This is a genomic window from Lentzea tibetensis (genome assembly GCF_007845675.1).
Taxonomy (GTDB): Bacteria; Actinomycetota; Actinomycetes; order Mycobacteriales; family Pseudonocardiaceae; genus Lentzea; species Lentzea tibetensis.
In genome coordinates this window covers 1-13,257 of sequence record NZ_VOBR01000021.1, presented here as the reverse complement: position 1 = coordinate 13,257, position 13,257 = coordinate 1, and the positions used below count along the sequence as shown (strand labels likewise).

The 13,257-nt window shown below is 68.1% G+C and carries 11 protein-coding genes; 5 read left to right on the top strand and 6 right to left on the bottom strand.

Going from position 1 to position 13,257, the window contains the following annotated elements:
• The first annotated feature begins 284 nt into the window (after window positions 1-284).
• On the top strand, window positions 285-1,625 hold the full coding sequence (locus FKR81_RS28535; protein WP_235921826.1) for a coiled-coil domain-containing protein: 1,341 nt from the start codon (window positions 285-287) through the stop codon (window positions 1,623-1,625).
• 162 nt (window positions 1,626-1,787) lie between these two features.
• Here FKR81_RS28535 and FKR81_RS28530 read toward each other — a convergent pair whose 3' ends face one another.
• The 6 genes from FKR81_RS28530 to FKR81_RS28505 form a co-directional block, all read right to left on the bottom strand.
• Window positions 1,788-3,062 carry a thymidine phosphorylase gene (locus FKR81_RS28530; protein ID WP_146356375.1) on the bottom strand — a complete coding sequence of 425 codons (1,275 nt, stop codon included), beginning with the start codon at window positions 3,060-3,062 and terminating at the stop codon, window positions 1,788-1,790.
• Between the two features lie 35 nt (window positions 3,063-3,097).
• A complete protein-coding gene (locus tag FKR81_RS28525; protein ID WP_146356373.1) occupies window positions 3,098-3,487 on the bottom strand; it encodes a cytidine deaminase in 390 nt (129 codons plus the stop codon).
• On the bottom strand, window positions 3,480-4,727 hold the full coding sequence (locus FKR81_RS28520; protein ID WP_146356371.1) for an ABC transporter permease: 1,248 nt from the start codon (window positions 4,725-4,727) through the stop codon (window positions 3,480-3,482). The genes FKR81_RS28525 and FKR81_RS28520 overlap by 8 nt, the downstream gene beginning before the upstream one ends.
• A complete protein-coding gene (locus FKR81_RS28515; RefSeq protein WP_146356369.1) occupies window positions 4,724-5,797 on the bottom strand; it encodes an ABC transporter permease in 1,074 nt (357 codons plus the stop codon). Before FKR81_RS28515 ends, FKR81_RS28520 begins: the two co-directional genes overlap by 4 nt.
• Window positions 5,797-7,356 (bottom strand): ABC transporter ATP-binding protein, encoded by a 1,560-nt coding sequence (locus FKR81_RS28510; protein WP_146356367.1) that lies wholly within the window; start codon window positions 7,354-7,356, stop codon window positions 5,797-5,799. Before FKR81_RS28510 ends, FKR81_RS28515 begins: the two co-directional genes overlap by 1 nt.
• A 77-nt stretch (window positions 7,357-7,433) precedes the next feature.
• On the bottom strand, window positions 7,434-8,567 hold the full coding sequence (locus tag FKR81_RS28505) for a BMP family lipoprotein (protein ID WP_146356625.1): 1,134 nt from the start codon (window positions 8,565-8,567) through the stop codon (window positions 7,434-7,436).
• Between the two features lie 604 nt (window positions 8,568-9,171).
• Here FKR81_RS28505 and sdhC point away from each other — a divergent pair.
• The 4 genes from sdhC to FKR81_RS28485 are packed head-to-tail and all read left to right on the top strand — an operon-like array spanning window position 9,172 to window position 12,545.
• Entirely contained in the window at window positions 9,172-9,588 is a 417-nt protein-coding gene (gene sdhC, locus FKR81_RS28500) for a succinate dehydrogenase, cytochrome b556 subunit (RefSeq protein ID WP_146356365.1), read from the top strand.
• A 1-nt stretch (window position 9,589) separates the two neighbouring features.
• Entirely contained in the window at window positions 9,590-10,000 is a 411-nt protein-coding gene (locus FKR81_RS28495; RefSeq protein ID WP_146356363.1) for a succinate dehydrogenase hydrophobic membrane anchor subunit, read from the top strand.
• A gap of 14 nt (window positions 10,001-10,014) precedes the next feature.
• Window positions 10,015-11,766, top strand: a complete 1,752-nt coding sequence (gene sdhA / locus FKR81_RS28490; protein WP_146356361.1) for a succinate dehydrogenase flavoprotein subunit — start codon at window positions 10,015-10,017, stop codon at window positions 11,764-11,766.
• The gene (locus tag FKR81_RS28485; protein WP_146356359.1) at window positions 11,766-12,545 is read left to right on the top strand and encodes a succinate dehydrogenase iron-sulfur subunit; all 780 of its coding nucleotides are present in this window, start codon (window positions 11,766-11,768) and stop codon (window positions 12,543-12,545) included. Before sdhA ends, FKR81_RS28485 begins: the two co-directional genes overlap by 1 nt.
• Window positions 12,546-13,257: the final 712 nt, after the last annotated feature.

The following is a 13,257-nucleotide window of genomic DNA, read 5'->3' as shown; positions in this document are numbered from 1 at the left end:
CGGCACACATGTTGCCGACTCGTGATGAGCAACTTTGTGCGACCAATTGCGAGGCTTTAGTCACCCCGAAGTAGGAACTTCACCCCACGCGACTGCGCGCTTCCGCCGTGTTACCGAGGCGTACGGACCAACCCTGTAGCCTGATCGGGCTAGGCACCTGTCCGCACCCGGCGGTTTCCTACCGGGGGTGGTACTGACACGTCCTCCGACGCGGATAGGCTCCCGTGGTCTCCCCCTCCCCTGGACGAAGGCACTCAGCCGTGACAGAGAACAACAACTCCACGATGTCCTTCGATCGCATGCGCAACATGCTCACGCGTGCCGCGGAGATTCGTGAGAGCGAGCAGCAGCAGATTTTCGACGCACTGGACGAGATCCACGCGCGAATGTCCCCGCTGGAGTCGCTGGGGTCGGTTCGCAAGCGCCTGTCGGAGCTGCCGGACCGCACCGAGGTCAGCGTGCTGGCGGAGAGGCTTGACGAGGCACTCGCCAAGCTGGAGGCGCAGGACAACGCAGTCCAGGACATCGGTCGCGCGGTCGACGGTCTCGTCGACAAGCTCGCCAAGCCCTTCGCACAGCTCGACGGCCGCCTCGACGGTGTCGCCGGTCGCTTCGAAGGCGTCGCGGGTCGCATGGACGGCCTCGAGGACAAGCTGTCCCACATCCACAAGCGCATCGACGACCTCGACCTGCACCTGGACAAGCAGGACGGCAAGGTCGACCAGATCCCCGGCCTCGTCACCGCGCCGCTGCGCGAGCGCATCGAGGCGCTGGAAGCCGCCCTGCGCGGCCGTCTCGACGAGGTGGACGAGGGCGTGCACGAGCACCTCGACGGCACCCGCGAGGCGCTGCAGAAGTCGCTCAACGACTCCTTCGCCGGCCTGCACGGCCGCATGGACGAGAACCGCGACTCGCTGGCCGCGACCCGCGAGCACGTCTCGTCCGCGGTCGCCGAGAGCCGCGAGACCATCGCGTCCGCCGTGGCCGAGAGCCGCGACCAGCTGTCGTCCGCGCTCACCGACTCCCGCCAGCAGATCGCCGCGGCCGTCAACGACAGCCGTGAGCAGCTGACCTCGGCGGTCGCCGACACCCGCGAGCAGCTGACGTCCGTCGTCGCCGACAACCGCACCGAGGTCACCGGCAAGCTGGACGAGGCCCGCACCGCCCTGTACGCGGCGATCGAGCAGTCCCGCGACCAGGTCGACGCGGCCGACCGCCTCGAGGCACTGGCTCAGCGCCTCGAGCAGGTCACGTCGCGCCTCGACGGCATGACGGACCGCCTGGACAAGGTCGAGGACGACTTCTCCGCTCGCATCGCCGAGCTGGGCGGCACCGTCGACGCCGGCCTCACCAAGGTCTCCGAGACCGTGGGCGCCCGCCCGGACGCGGACGCGCTGCAGTCGCTGGTGCGCAAGAGCAACCAGGAGTCCGAGCTCCGCATCGGCGGACAGCTGGACGAGGCCATGGCCACCTTCGCCGAGCTCATCCTCGGCGGCGGCTCGCCGACCCCGCCCCCGCCGCCCACCGCGCTGCCCCGTCCGCAGCGCCGCACCCGCAAGAACGGCCCCAAGCCCGCGGGCAAGGAGCACGTGGACGACGACGACATGGCCGCCGAGGGCGCCTGATCGTTCGCACACGCCGAAGGGCGCCTCCCGGAAGTCCGGGGAGGCGCCCTTCGGCGTTGATTTGGGTCTTACCTGCAGCTGAGGCACCGAAACTGTCGGTGCTGGCTAGGAAAATCAAATCAGGGGACCCCTAGGCGGGGACCCTGCGAAGCGATGCCCCGCTCAGCCCCGGATGGTGTCGATGACCAGCGGCATGCGCTCGGGAGCGGAGTCGCCGATCGCGTACCCGCCCTCCAACGCCTGCAGCGCACCGACGACCGCGTCAGGCGTGTCGGTGTGCAGCTCGAGCAACGGCTGCCCCTCAACAACGGTGTCACCGGGTTTGGCCAGGCACAGGATGCCCGCACCCGCCTGCACCGGATCCTCCTTGCGAGCCCGCCCCGCACCGAGCCGCCACGCCGCAACCCCCACCGCGTAGGCGTCCAAAGTGGACAGAACACCGGAAGCAGGCGCGGTCACCACGTGCTTGTGCGTCCCAACGGGAAGCGGAGCCTCGGGGTCACCACCTTGCGCGCGGATCATCCGCGCCCACGTCTCGTAGGCCTCACCGGACGCGAGCACCGCGGCGGGATCGGCGGAGATACCCGCCAGCGACAGCATCTCGCGGGCCAGCGCCACGGTCAGCTCGACCACGTCGGACGGACCACCGCCGCGCAGCACGTCGACGGACTCGGCCACCTCGACCGCGTTGCCGACCGCACGGCCGAGCGGCACGGACATGTCCGTCAGCATCGCGGAGATGCGCACGCCGTGATCCACGCCGATCGACACCAGCGCGGTCGCCAGCGCCCGCGCGTCGTCCACGGACTTCATGAACGCGCCCGAGCCGACCTTGACGTCCAACACCAGTGAAGAAGCACCCTCGGCGATCTTCTTCGACATGATCGAGGAAGCGATCAGCGGAATCGCCTCGACCGTCGAGGTGACGTCGCGCAACGCGTAGAGCTTGCGGTCCGCGGGAGCCAGCCCCGCGGTGGCGGCGCAAATGACCGCACCGACCGAAGAAAGCTGCTCGAGAATCTCCGAAGTGGACAGTGCGGCGCGCCAGCCCGGAATGGACTCCAGCTTGTCCAGGGTTCCGCCGGTGTGCCCTAGACCGCGTCCGGAGAGCTGCGGCACGGCGGCACCGCAGGCCGCGACCAGCGGAGCCAGCGGCAGCGTGATCTTGTCGCCGACACCGCCCGTCGAGTGCTTGTCCACGGTCGGCCGGGACACGTCCAGCGACAGGCGCTCCCCCGACGAGATCATCGCTCGGGTCCAGCGAGCGGTCTCCGCGGGTGTCATGCCGTTCAGGAAGATCGCCATCGCGAGCGCGGACATCTGCTCGTCCGCGACGACGCCGTGCGTGTAGGCGTCGATCACCCAGTCGATCTGCTCATCGGAAAGCACGTGACCATCGCGCTTGGTGCGGATCACGTCCACAGCACTGTGTTGCATGGCGCCTCCGCTGGGAAACGCACGTCGGCGCGTGCTCATGGCAGGTCCTCCGGTCCGAACGCGTCCGGCAGCACCTCCGACATGGGCAACACACCGCGCGGGGTGTCGACCAGGCAGGAGGAACCGCCGAGCTCGTACAGCACCTGACGGCACCGGCCGCACGGCATCAACAGCTCGCCGGCGCCGGAGCGGCAGGCGACCGCGACGAAGCGGCCGCCGCCGGTCAGCCGCAGCTGGCCGGCCATCGTGCACTCGGCGCACAGACCCACGCCGTACGCCGCGTTCTCCACGTTGCAGCCGACGACGATCCGGCCGTCGTCGCACAGCGCGGCCGAACCGACCTGGAGCCCCGAGTACGGGCAGTGGGCCAGCTGCGCCGCTGCCACCGCCCGTTCCCGGAGCAGCTCCCAGTCAACCTCAACCACGGCGGTACACCACACCGTCGGCCGCGGGCATGCGCAGCCGTTGGGACGCGACCGCCAGCACGACGAGCGTCACCATGTGCGGCGCGTACGACGTGAGCTCGGACGGGATCTCGTCGAGGCTGTAGTACAGGAAGTACAGCACCACGGCCGCCGCGATCCCGAACGCCGCCGCGAACCACTTGCGGCGCACCAGCTGCAGGATCACGAGCACGCCGAGCAGGATCACCGCGCCGTACAGCAGCGCCAGCACGGTTTCGCCGCCGGAACGCAGCTGCAGGCCGTCGGCGTAGCCGAACAGCGCCGCACCACCGAGCAGGCCACCCGGCCGCCAGTTGCCGAAGATCATCGCGGCGAGGCCGATGAAGCCGCGACCACCGGTCTGGCCCTCGAGGTAGCCGGGCTGGCCGGGGTTGAGCACCAGCGCGGCACCACCGATGCCGGCGAGCGCGCCGGACGCGATGACGGCGATGTACTTGTGCACGTACACGTTCACGCCGAGCGACTCGGCCGCCCACGGGTTCTCACCGCACGACCGCAGCCGCAGGCCGAACCTGGTCTTCCACAGCACCAGGTACGACGCGGGCACGAGCAGGATCGCGATCATCGTCAGCGGCGAGACACCGGTGAGCAGACCGCGCAGGATGCCGGCGACGTCGGACAGCACGACCCGCTGCTCGTTCTCCAGCGTGGCCAGCCAGTCCGTGAGCCCGGCCGCCGAGTACGTGTCGAACTTCGGCACCGGCGGCGACTCGCGCGGGTTGTGCGACACCGGGAAGAACAGCAGCGTCGACAGGTACTTAGTGACACCGGCGCCGAGCAGGTTGATCGCCACACCGGACACGATGTGGTTGACGCCGAACGTCACCGTCGCGATCGCGTGCAGCAGACCGCCGAGAGCACCGAAGACCATCGCGGAGACCAGGGCGGCCCAAGGACCCCACTGGTAGCCGGCCCACGCGGCACCCCACGTGCCCATGATCATCATGCCTTCGAGGCCGATGTTCACGACGCCCGCGCGTTCCGCCCACAGACCGCCGAGACCGGCGAGCAGGATCGGCAGCGCGAGCCGCACCGCGGTCTGCGTGGTGCCGCTGGAGGTCAGCTGCGGGAAGTTCGTCAGGTACGAGGTCGTGGACAGCAGGGCGATCGCACCGGCGACGCCCAGCATGCCGATGGCCCAGCCGGGCAGCTTGCGGCCGCGCTTGGGCGTGGCGGCGGCGGGCTTGGTCATGACGCTCATGCCGCACCTCCCGCGGAAGCGAGCTCACGGCCGACGCGGCGCTGCTCGGACGCGAGCTCGAAGCGGCGCACCACCTCGTACGCGACGACGACCGACAGCACGATCGTTCCCTGCATGATCGTCACGATCTCCCTCGGCACGCCGACGTTGTCCAGTGCCAGTCCGGACTTGTCCAGGAACGCCCACAGCAGCGCGCCGAACGCGATGCCGGCGGGGTGGTTGCGGCCGAGCAGCGCGATCGCGATGCCCGAGAAGCCGATGCCACCTGGGAAGTTCAGGTTGTAGGTGTGGTCGCGGCCGAGGATCTCCGGCATCGACACGAGACCGGCGATCGCGCCGGACAGCAGCATCGACACCAGGATCATCTTCTTGGCGTTGACACCACCGGCGGCGGCCGCGGTCGCGGACTCACCGGACGCGCGCAGCTCGAAGCCGAAGCGCGTGCGGTTCATCATGACCCAGTAGCCGACGCCCAAAGCGATCGCGAGGAACACCAGGCCGAAGAGCGTTCCGTTGTCTCCCAACGGGATGCCGGGCACCCAGCCCGACTCGGCGATCTCCGGGGTGCGGATGTTGTTGCCGCGCAGCTCGCCGAAGACGTCCCGCCGGATCAGGTAGGCGGCCACGCCGAGCGCGATGCCGTTCATCATGATCGTCGAGATGACCTCGTTGACGCCTCGGGTCACCTTGAGGATCGCCGGGATCGCGGCCCACGCGGCACCGGCGACCGCGGCGACGATGATGATCGCCAGCGAGTGGATGCCGGGCGGCAGCGCGACCGAGCCGCCGAAGATCGCCGCGACGACCGCCGCGATCCGGTACTGGCCCTCGACACCGATGTTGAACAGGTTCATCTGGAACCCGATCGCCACCGCGAGCGCCGCGATGTAGTAGATGCCCGTGCTGTTGATGATGTCGACGGCCGTGCTGCCTTCGCCGACCTGGTTCACCATGGCGCCGAAGGCCTTCAACGGGTTCGCGCCGGACAGCACCAGCGCGAGGCCGCACAACAACGCCGAGAAGACGATCGCCAGTGCGGGCGGCAGGAGGTTGCCGCGCAGCTTTCCCATCAGTTCTCGCCTTCCTCATGCACGGCAGCGCTGGTGCTGCCCGCACCGGTCATGGCACTGCCCAGGTCCTCGGGCGTGACCGTGCTCGGATCCGCGTCCGCCACCAGGCGGCCGCGGAGCATGACCTTGATCGTGTCCGACAGCCCGATCAGCTCGTCCAGGTCGGCGGAGATGAGCAGCACGGCGAGCCCGCGGGCGCGCGCGTTCTTGATCTCGTCCCAGATCAGCGCCTGCGCGCCGACGTCGACGCCGCGCGTCGGGTGCGACGCGATCAGCAGCTTCGGGTCGCCTGCCAGCTCGCGGCCGACGACCAGCTTCTGCTGGTTGCCGCCGGACAGCGCGGCGGCGGGCACGTCGATGCCGGGCGTGCGGACGTCGAACTCCTCGACGATCCGCTCGGTGTCGCGCTTCGCGCCCTCGCGGTCGAGCCAGGCGCCCTTCGCGGTGGGCTTGCGCGTCTGGTAGCCGAGGATCCGGTTGAACCACAACGGTTGCGTGAGCAGCAGGCCGTGCCGGTGGCGGTCCTCGGCGATGTAGCCGATGCCCGCCTCGCGACGGGCCAGCGTGCCGAGCTTGCTCAGGTCGTCGTCGCCGAGCGTGACCGTGCCCGCGCTGGCCTTGCGCATGCCCATGACCGTCTCGACGAGCTCGGTCTGGCCGTTGCCCTCGACACCGGCGATGCCGACGACCTCGCCGGAGTGCACCACGAGGTCGATCGAGTCGAGCAGCGCGCGGCCGTCCGGCGCCGAGAGGACCAGGCCGGACACGGTCAGCACCGGGATGTCGGTGACCGTGGACGTGCGCGTCTCCGGGCTGGGCAGCTCGCTGCCGACCATCATCTCGGCGAGCTGGCGCGAACTGACGGTCTTCGGGTCGGCGGTGCCGACGGTGGTGCCGCGCCGGATCACCGTGACGGAGTCGGCGATCGCGCGCACCTCGTCGAGCTTGTGCGAGATGAACAGGAACGTGAAGCCCTGCTCCTGCATGCCGCGGACGGTCGCGAAGAGCTCGTCGACCTCCTGCGGCACGAGCACGGCGGTCGGCTCGTCCAGGATGATCACCTTGGCGCCGCGGAAGAGGACCTTGAGGATCTCGACGCGCTGCCGGTCCGCGACGCCCAGCTGCTCGACGAGCACACCGGGGTCGACGTTGAGGCCGGTCTGGCCGGCGAGCTCCTGGATCTTCCTGCGCGCCTTCGCGCCGATGCCGTGCAGCGCCTCGGCGCCGAGCACGACGTTCTCCTGCACGGTCAGGTTGTCGGCGAGCATGAAGTGCTGGTGCACCATGCCGATACCGGCCTTGATCGCGTCCGCGGGCGTCTTGAAGCGGACCTGCTCGCCGTTCACCTCGATGGTGCCCTCGTCCGGCGGCTGCATGCCGTAGAGGATCTTCATCAGGGTCGACTTGCCCGCGCCGTTCTCACCGCAGAGCGCGTGGACCTCGCCGGTCCGCACCGTCAGATGCACGTCGCTGTTGGCGACGACACCGGGGAAGCGCTTGGTGATGCCGGTGAGCACCACCGCGGGGGCGTCCGTGCGCACGGACGTGGAACTGCTCATCGTCGAGGCTCCTCCTACCACGCACCAGGCCCTGTGAGGTGATCCTCACAGGGCCCGGTGCGGACTGCGGTCCGGCGTTACGGGGCGTCCTTCACCGTGATCTTGCCCTCGATGATCTGGGCCTTGTAGCCCTCGAGGATGCCCTTCAGCTTGTCGTCGATCTTGCCACCAGTGGTGGAGTAACCGACACCGTCCACCTTGAGGTCGAAGACCTTCGGCAGCGCCGCGAGGTCGTTCTTCGCGACGGCCTTGACGAAGGTGTACACCGCGACGTCGACGCGCTTGAGCATGGACGACACGATGACGTCCTTCTCGTTGGCGACGGTGGCCTGGTTGTACTGGTCGGAGTCGACGCCGATCGCCTTGACCCCGGCCTCCTTGGCGGCCGAGAAGACGCCCTTACCCGAGGCACCGGCCGCGTGGTAGATCACGTCGGCCTTCTTGTCGATCTGGCCCTTCGCGGCCTCCTGGCCCTTCGCGGGGTCCTGGAAACCGGTGAAGTCACCGGCCGGGGTGAGGTACTTCTTCTCGATCTCGATCTTCGGGGCGGCGGCCTTAGCGCCCTGGAAGTAGCCCGCCTCGAACTTCTGGATCAGCGGGATCTCCACGCCACCGACGAAGCCGACGTGGCAGCTCTTGCTCTGGTACGCCGCGATGACGCCGGCGAGGAACGAGCCCTCGTGCTCGGCGAAGGTCAGCGCGGTCACGTTCGGCGCACCCTCGACACCCGCGTCGATCAGGCCGAACTTGACGTTCGGGAACTGCGGGGCGACGACCTTGAGCGACTCCGCGTAGGCGAAACCGACCGCGATGATCGGGCTGTAGCCGTCCGTCGCGAGCTGGCGCAGACGGGTCTGCTTCGCGTCCTCGGCCTCGTTCGGCGCGGCGGTGAGCTCCTTGACGTTCTCCTTCTTCACGCCCAGGTCGCTGACGGCCTTGTCCAGGCCGGCCGCGGCCGAGTCGTTGAAGGAAGCGTCACCACGGCCACCGATGTCGTAGGCCAGGCCGACCTTCAGCGCACTGCCGTCCACCTTGTCGCCGGCACCGGCGGAGGTCGACGCGGCGGGTGCGGCCGGCGGTGCGGCTGCGTACTCACAACCAGAACCACCGCTGTTGTTCTGAGCGGCGCTGCCGCCTCCCGAGTCCTTTGCGCAAGCACTCATGGACATCACGCTGGTCAGCGCGATCGCGGCAACGGCGATGCCACGCATACGACGACGCACGGCTCGTCTCCTCCCTGAAGGTCGCCCCGGCGGCCCCAGATCGGGATCCGGGACTGTCGGGTTCCAAGGGGTGGACCGTACCTCCTGGTAATCACGCCCGGCCCCACGCGCAACGGCACGTGACCCAATCGTTTACGTGATCGATGCTCTTCGCCACCCGAAGTGATCCGGCATGACCGGCGCGTGTTGAGACGGGCCTCGAACCACTTCTGTCAGGCCGTCGTTTCCTGTGTGGGCGGGGTGACCTGCCCAGGAGGGCCAGGGCCACGGCGGAGCCCTGGCCTTCTGGAAAGAAAGTTCCAAAAAAGTTCGTGGATCTTCGAACCGGATCCGCGGGCCCCTCGTGTAGAGGGTGGCAAGTGCCCTTGCCAAGACGGCGGCTGAGACCAAGGCGGAGGTCTCGGTCGCCGTCTCTTTTGTGTCCCCGGTCTCGTTCCTAGATCGGTTAAGACCGCTTGGAGGATCGACAGCGTGTCTCGTCGATCACAGAGCGACGCGGGTCATTGGGTCGGCCCCAGCATGCGGGACTAGCATTTCCGGGTCATGGTCGGAGTCGACCGACCAGTCCACCACTGACGTTGGAGGCCGGCACATGGCCAGCACCACCGCATCCGAGCGGTCGGGCACCTCCCGAGGCGGCGGGACGCTCTATCGCGGCGATCTGGGCATGTGGTCTTGGGTCGCACACCGGATCACCGGTGTCCTGACGTTCTTCTTCCTGTTCACCCACGTGCTCGACACCGCTCTCGTGCGGGTGTCGCCTAACGCGTACGACTCGGTCATCGAGACGTACAAGAACCCGGTCGTGAACCTCTTCGAGGTCGGCCTCGTCGGCGCGGTGCTCTACCACGCGCTGAACGGCATCCGGGTCATGCTCGTCGACTTCTGGGAGAAGGGCGCGAAGTACCAGCGCCTGATGCTCTGGATCGTCGTGGCCGTCTGGGTCGTCGTGATGATCCCCGGCTTCTACTTCATGATGGAGCGCACGATCTCGGAACTGGGGCACTGATATGTCTCTCGCTCTCGACAAGCCCCGTTCACCTCGCCGCCCGGCCGCTCGCCGGAGCAACGGCGAGCTCTACAGCTGGCTGTTCATGCGGCTGTCCGGGCTCATGCTGGTCGTGCTCGTGCTCGGCCACCTGTTCATCATGAACATCCTCGACGGCGGTGTTCACAAGATCAACTTCGGTTTCGTGGCCGGTCGGTGGGCGTCGCCGTTCTGGCAGTTCTGGGATCTGTCGATGCTGTGGCTCGCGCAGATCCACGGCGGCAACGGCCTGCGGACGGTCATCAACGACTACGCCCGCAAGGACTCCACCCGGTTCTGGTTGAAGATCCTGCTGTACGTCTCGATGGTGCTGATCCTGGCGCTCGGCACGTTCGTGATCTTCACCTTCGACCCGAACATCACGAACGACTGACCGGAGCCACCACGATGCAGTTCCACAAGTACGACGTAGTGATCATCGGTGCCGGCGGCGCCGGGATGCGCGCGGCCATCGAGTCCGGTCAGCGCGCCCGCACCGCGGTGCTCACCAAGCTCTACCCCACGCGTTCCCACACGGGCGCCGCGCAGGGCGGCATGTGCGCCGCGCTGGCGAACGTCGAGGAGGACAACTGGGAGTGGCACACCTTCGACACGATCAAGGGCGGCGACTACCTGGTCGACCAGGACGCCGCCGAGATCATGGCGAAGGAGGCCATCGACGCCGTTCTCGACCTGGAGAAGATGGGCCTGCCGTTCAACCGGACGCCCGAGGGCAAGATCGACCAGCGCCGGTTCGGCGGCCACACCCGCAACCACGGTGAAGCCGCCGTGCGCCGCGCGTGCTACGCCGCGGACCGCACCGGTCACATGATCCTCCAGACGCTGTACCAGAACTGCGTCAAGCACGGCATCGAGTTCTTCAACGAGTTCTACGTGCTCGACATCTGCCTCACCGAGACCGCGGACGGCCCGGTCTGCACGGGCGCGGTCGCGTACGAGCTCGCGACCGGCGAGATCCACGTGTTCCAGGCGAAGTCCGTCGTGTTCGCGACGGGCGGTTTCGGCAAGGTCTTCAAGACCACGTCGAACGCGCACACGCTCACCGGTGACGGCATGGGCATCATCTTCCGCAAGGGCCTTCCCCTTGAGGACATGGAGTTCTACCAGTTCCACCCGACCGGTCTGGCCGGTCTCGGCATCCTGCTGACCGAGGGTGCCCGCGGCGAGGGCGCGATCCTGCGCAACGCGTCGGGTGAGCGGTTCATGGAGCGCTACGCCCCCACCATCAAGGACCTCGCGCCGCGCGACATCGTCGCCCGCTCGATGGCGCTCGAGGTGCTCGAAGGCCGCGGCGCCGGTCCGAACAAGGACTACGTGCTGCTCGACTGCACGCACCTCGGCGCCGAGGTGCTGGAGTCGAAGCTGCCGGACATCACCGAGTTCGCCCGCACCTACCTGGCGGTCGACCCGGTCGTCGAGCCGGTCCCGGTGTACCCGACCGCGCACTACGCGATGGGCGGCATCCCGACCAACATCCACGGCGAGGTGTTGCGGGACAACGACAACATCGTGCCGGGCCTGTACGCGGCCGGCGAGTGCGCGTGCGTGTCCGTCCACGGCGCGAACCGCCTGGGCACGAACTCGCTGCTGGACATCAACGTGTTCGGCCGCCGCGCGGGCATCGCCGCCGCCGAGTACGCGGTCAACCACGAGTTCGTGGAGCTGCCGGAGAACCCCGCCGCTTCCGTCGTGGCGCAGGTCGACCTGGTGAAGTCCGAGCACGGCCACGAGCGCGTAGCGGACATCCGCACCGAGCTGCAGGCGACCATGGACGCCAACGCGTCCGTGTACCGCACCGAGGACACGCTCAAGCAGGCGCTGCACGACGTGCAGGCGCTGAAGGAGCGCTACGGCCGCATCTCCGTGCAGGACAAGGGCAAGCGCTTCAACACGGACCTGCTGGAGGCCGTCGAGCTCGGCTTCCTGCTGGAGCTGGCCGAGGTCCTGGTGCACGGCGCACTCGCGCGCAAGGAGTCCCGCGGCGGCCACGCCCGCGAGGACTACCCGAACCGCGACGACACGAACTTCATGCGCCACAGCATGTTCTACAAGCAGGGCACCGATCTGGCCGCCGACATCCGGCTGGACTACAAGCCCGTCACCTTTACCCGGTACAAGCCGATGGAGCGCAAGTACTGATGACCGCTACCGAAACTGCTACCGGTTCCCGCGGAGCGCAGCCGCCGGTGCCGGACGGCGCTGTCACGGTCACCGTGAAGATCCGTCGGTTCAACCCGGAGTTCGACGACGAGCCGCGCTGGGACACGTTCGACATCCCGGCACTGCCGTCCGACCGCGTGCTGAACCTGCTGCACTACGTCAAGTGGTACGTGGACGGCACCCTGACGTTCCGCCGATCCTGCGCCCACGGCATCTGCGGCTCGGACGCGATGCGCATCAACGGCGTCAACCGCCTGGCGTGCAAGGTGCTGCTGAAGGACCTGCTGTCCGCGTCGGGCAAGCCGACCACGATCACCATCGAGCCCATCAAGGGCCTGCCGGTGAACAAGGACCTGCTGGTCGACATGGAGCCGTTCTTCGAGGCTTTCCGCGCGGTCAAGCCGTACCTCATCACCTACGGCAACGAGCCCACGCGCGAACGCATCCAGTCGGCAGCCGACCGCGAGCGCTTCGACGACACGACCAAGTGCATCCTGTGCGCCTGCTGCACCACGTCGTGCCCCGTCTACTGGGCCGAGGGTTCCTACTTCGGCCCGGCGGCGATCGTCAACGCACACCGCTTCATCTTCGACTCGCGCGACGAGGGCGCTGAGGAGCGGCTCGACATCCTCAACGACATCGACGGCGTGTGGCGTTGCCGCACCACCTTCAACTGCACCGACGCCTGCCCTCGTGGCATCCAGGTGACGAAGGCGATCCAGGAAGTGAAGCGCGCCCTGCTGTTCAAGCGCGTCTGATCCGCTTGCTCGCGGAAGCCGCCGCTGGGCCTTGGCCCGGCGGCGGCTTCTGCTTTGCGCGGGTTGATGCCCGTGCCCGCACACCCGCTTGCGCTTCTCGCGCGGGTGGAGCCGGTTGGCCGGGCGTGGGTGTGCCTGATCGGGCACAACTCGGGCGTGTCGACGTACCCGGTCGCTCGCTGGGGCTGGGCCACGCTCACGCAGGCGTCCCCTGGCAGTGAGAACCCCCCGAATCGATGCTCTCAGCCAACACCGACAATCCCCGGCCCCGCAGACACGCAAGCCGAGAACGAGCGAGCGAAGCGAAGCCAGCACACCCGGCGACCCACCACGATCCGGCAGATACCAAGAGAGCACAGCGAGAACCGGCGCGAGCCAAGAGAGCACCGCCCAAACCGGCAGGCACCAAGAGAGCCCAGCGAAACCGGCGCGGACCAAGAGAGCACCGCCCAAACCGGCAGGCACCAAGAGAGCCCAGCGAAACCGGCAGATACCAAAAGAAAAGAGCGCCCGCCGCACCAGCAACCCCCGCACTGCCAAGCGGGCGCGGCCCCCGAGCACAAACCGGCGGCCGAATGATCAGATCAAACTTTCCCGGAGGGCAGGGGGTGGGGAGGGTCTCGCTGATCAGGCGAAGCCTTGCCACATCGACAATGCCCTGTCAAGGCAGCTTTTCCGCCTTGACAGGGCATTGTCGATGTGGCGACCTCTG

Bases quoted from the DNA above. Each gene is read 5' to 3' on its own strand.
- FKR81_RS28535 (WP_235921826.1), top strand. From the start codon at position 285: ATGTCCTTCGATCGCATGCGCAACATGCTCACGCGTGCCGCGGAGATT.
- FKR81_RS28530 (WP_146356375.1), bottom strand. From the start codon at position 3,062: ATGCAACACAGTGCTGTGGACGTGATCCGCACCAAGCGCGATGGTCAC.
- FKR81_RS28520 (WP_146356371.1), bottom strand. From the start codon at position 4,727: ATGAGCGTCATGACCAAGCCCGCCGCCGCCACGCCCAAGCGCGGCCGC.
- FKR81_RS28515 (WP_146356369.1), bottom strand. From the start codon at position 5,797: ATGGGAAAGCTGCGCGGCAACCTCCTGCCGCCCGCACTGGCGATCGTC.
- FKR81_RS28510 (WP_146356367.1), bottom strand. From the start codon at position 7,356: ATGAGCAGTTCCACGTCCGTGCGCACGGACGCCCCCGCGGTGGTGCTC.
- FKR81_RS28505 (WP_146356625.1), bottom strand. From the start codon at position 8,567: ATGCGTGGCATCGCCGTTGCCGCGATCGCGCTGACCAGCGTGATGTCC.
- sdhC (WP_146356365.1), top strand. From the start codon at position 9,172: ATGGCCAGCACCACCGCATCCGAGCGGTCGGGCACCTCCCGAGGCGGC.
- FKR81_RS28495 (WP_146356363.1), top strand. From the start codon at position 9,590: ATGTCTCTCGCTCTCGACAAGCCCCGTTCACCTCGCCGCCCGGCCGCT.
- sdhA (WP_146356361.1), top strand. From the start codon at position 10,015: ATGCAGTTCCACAAGTACGACGTAGTGATCATCGGTGCCGGCGGCGCC.
- FKR81_RS28485 (WP_146356359.1), top strand. From the start codon at position 11,766: ATGACCGCTACCGAAACTGCTACCGGTTCCCGCGGAGCGCAGCCGCCG.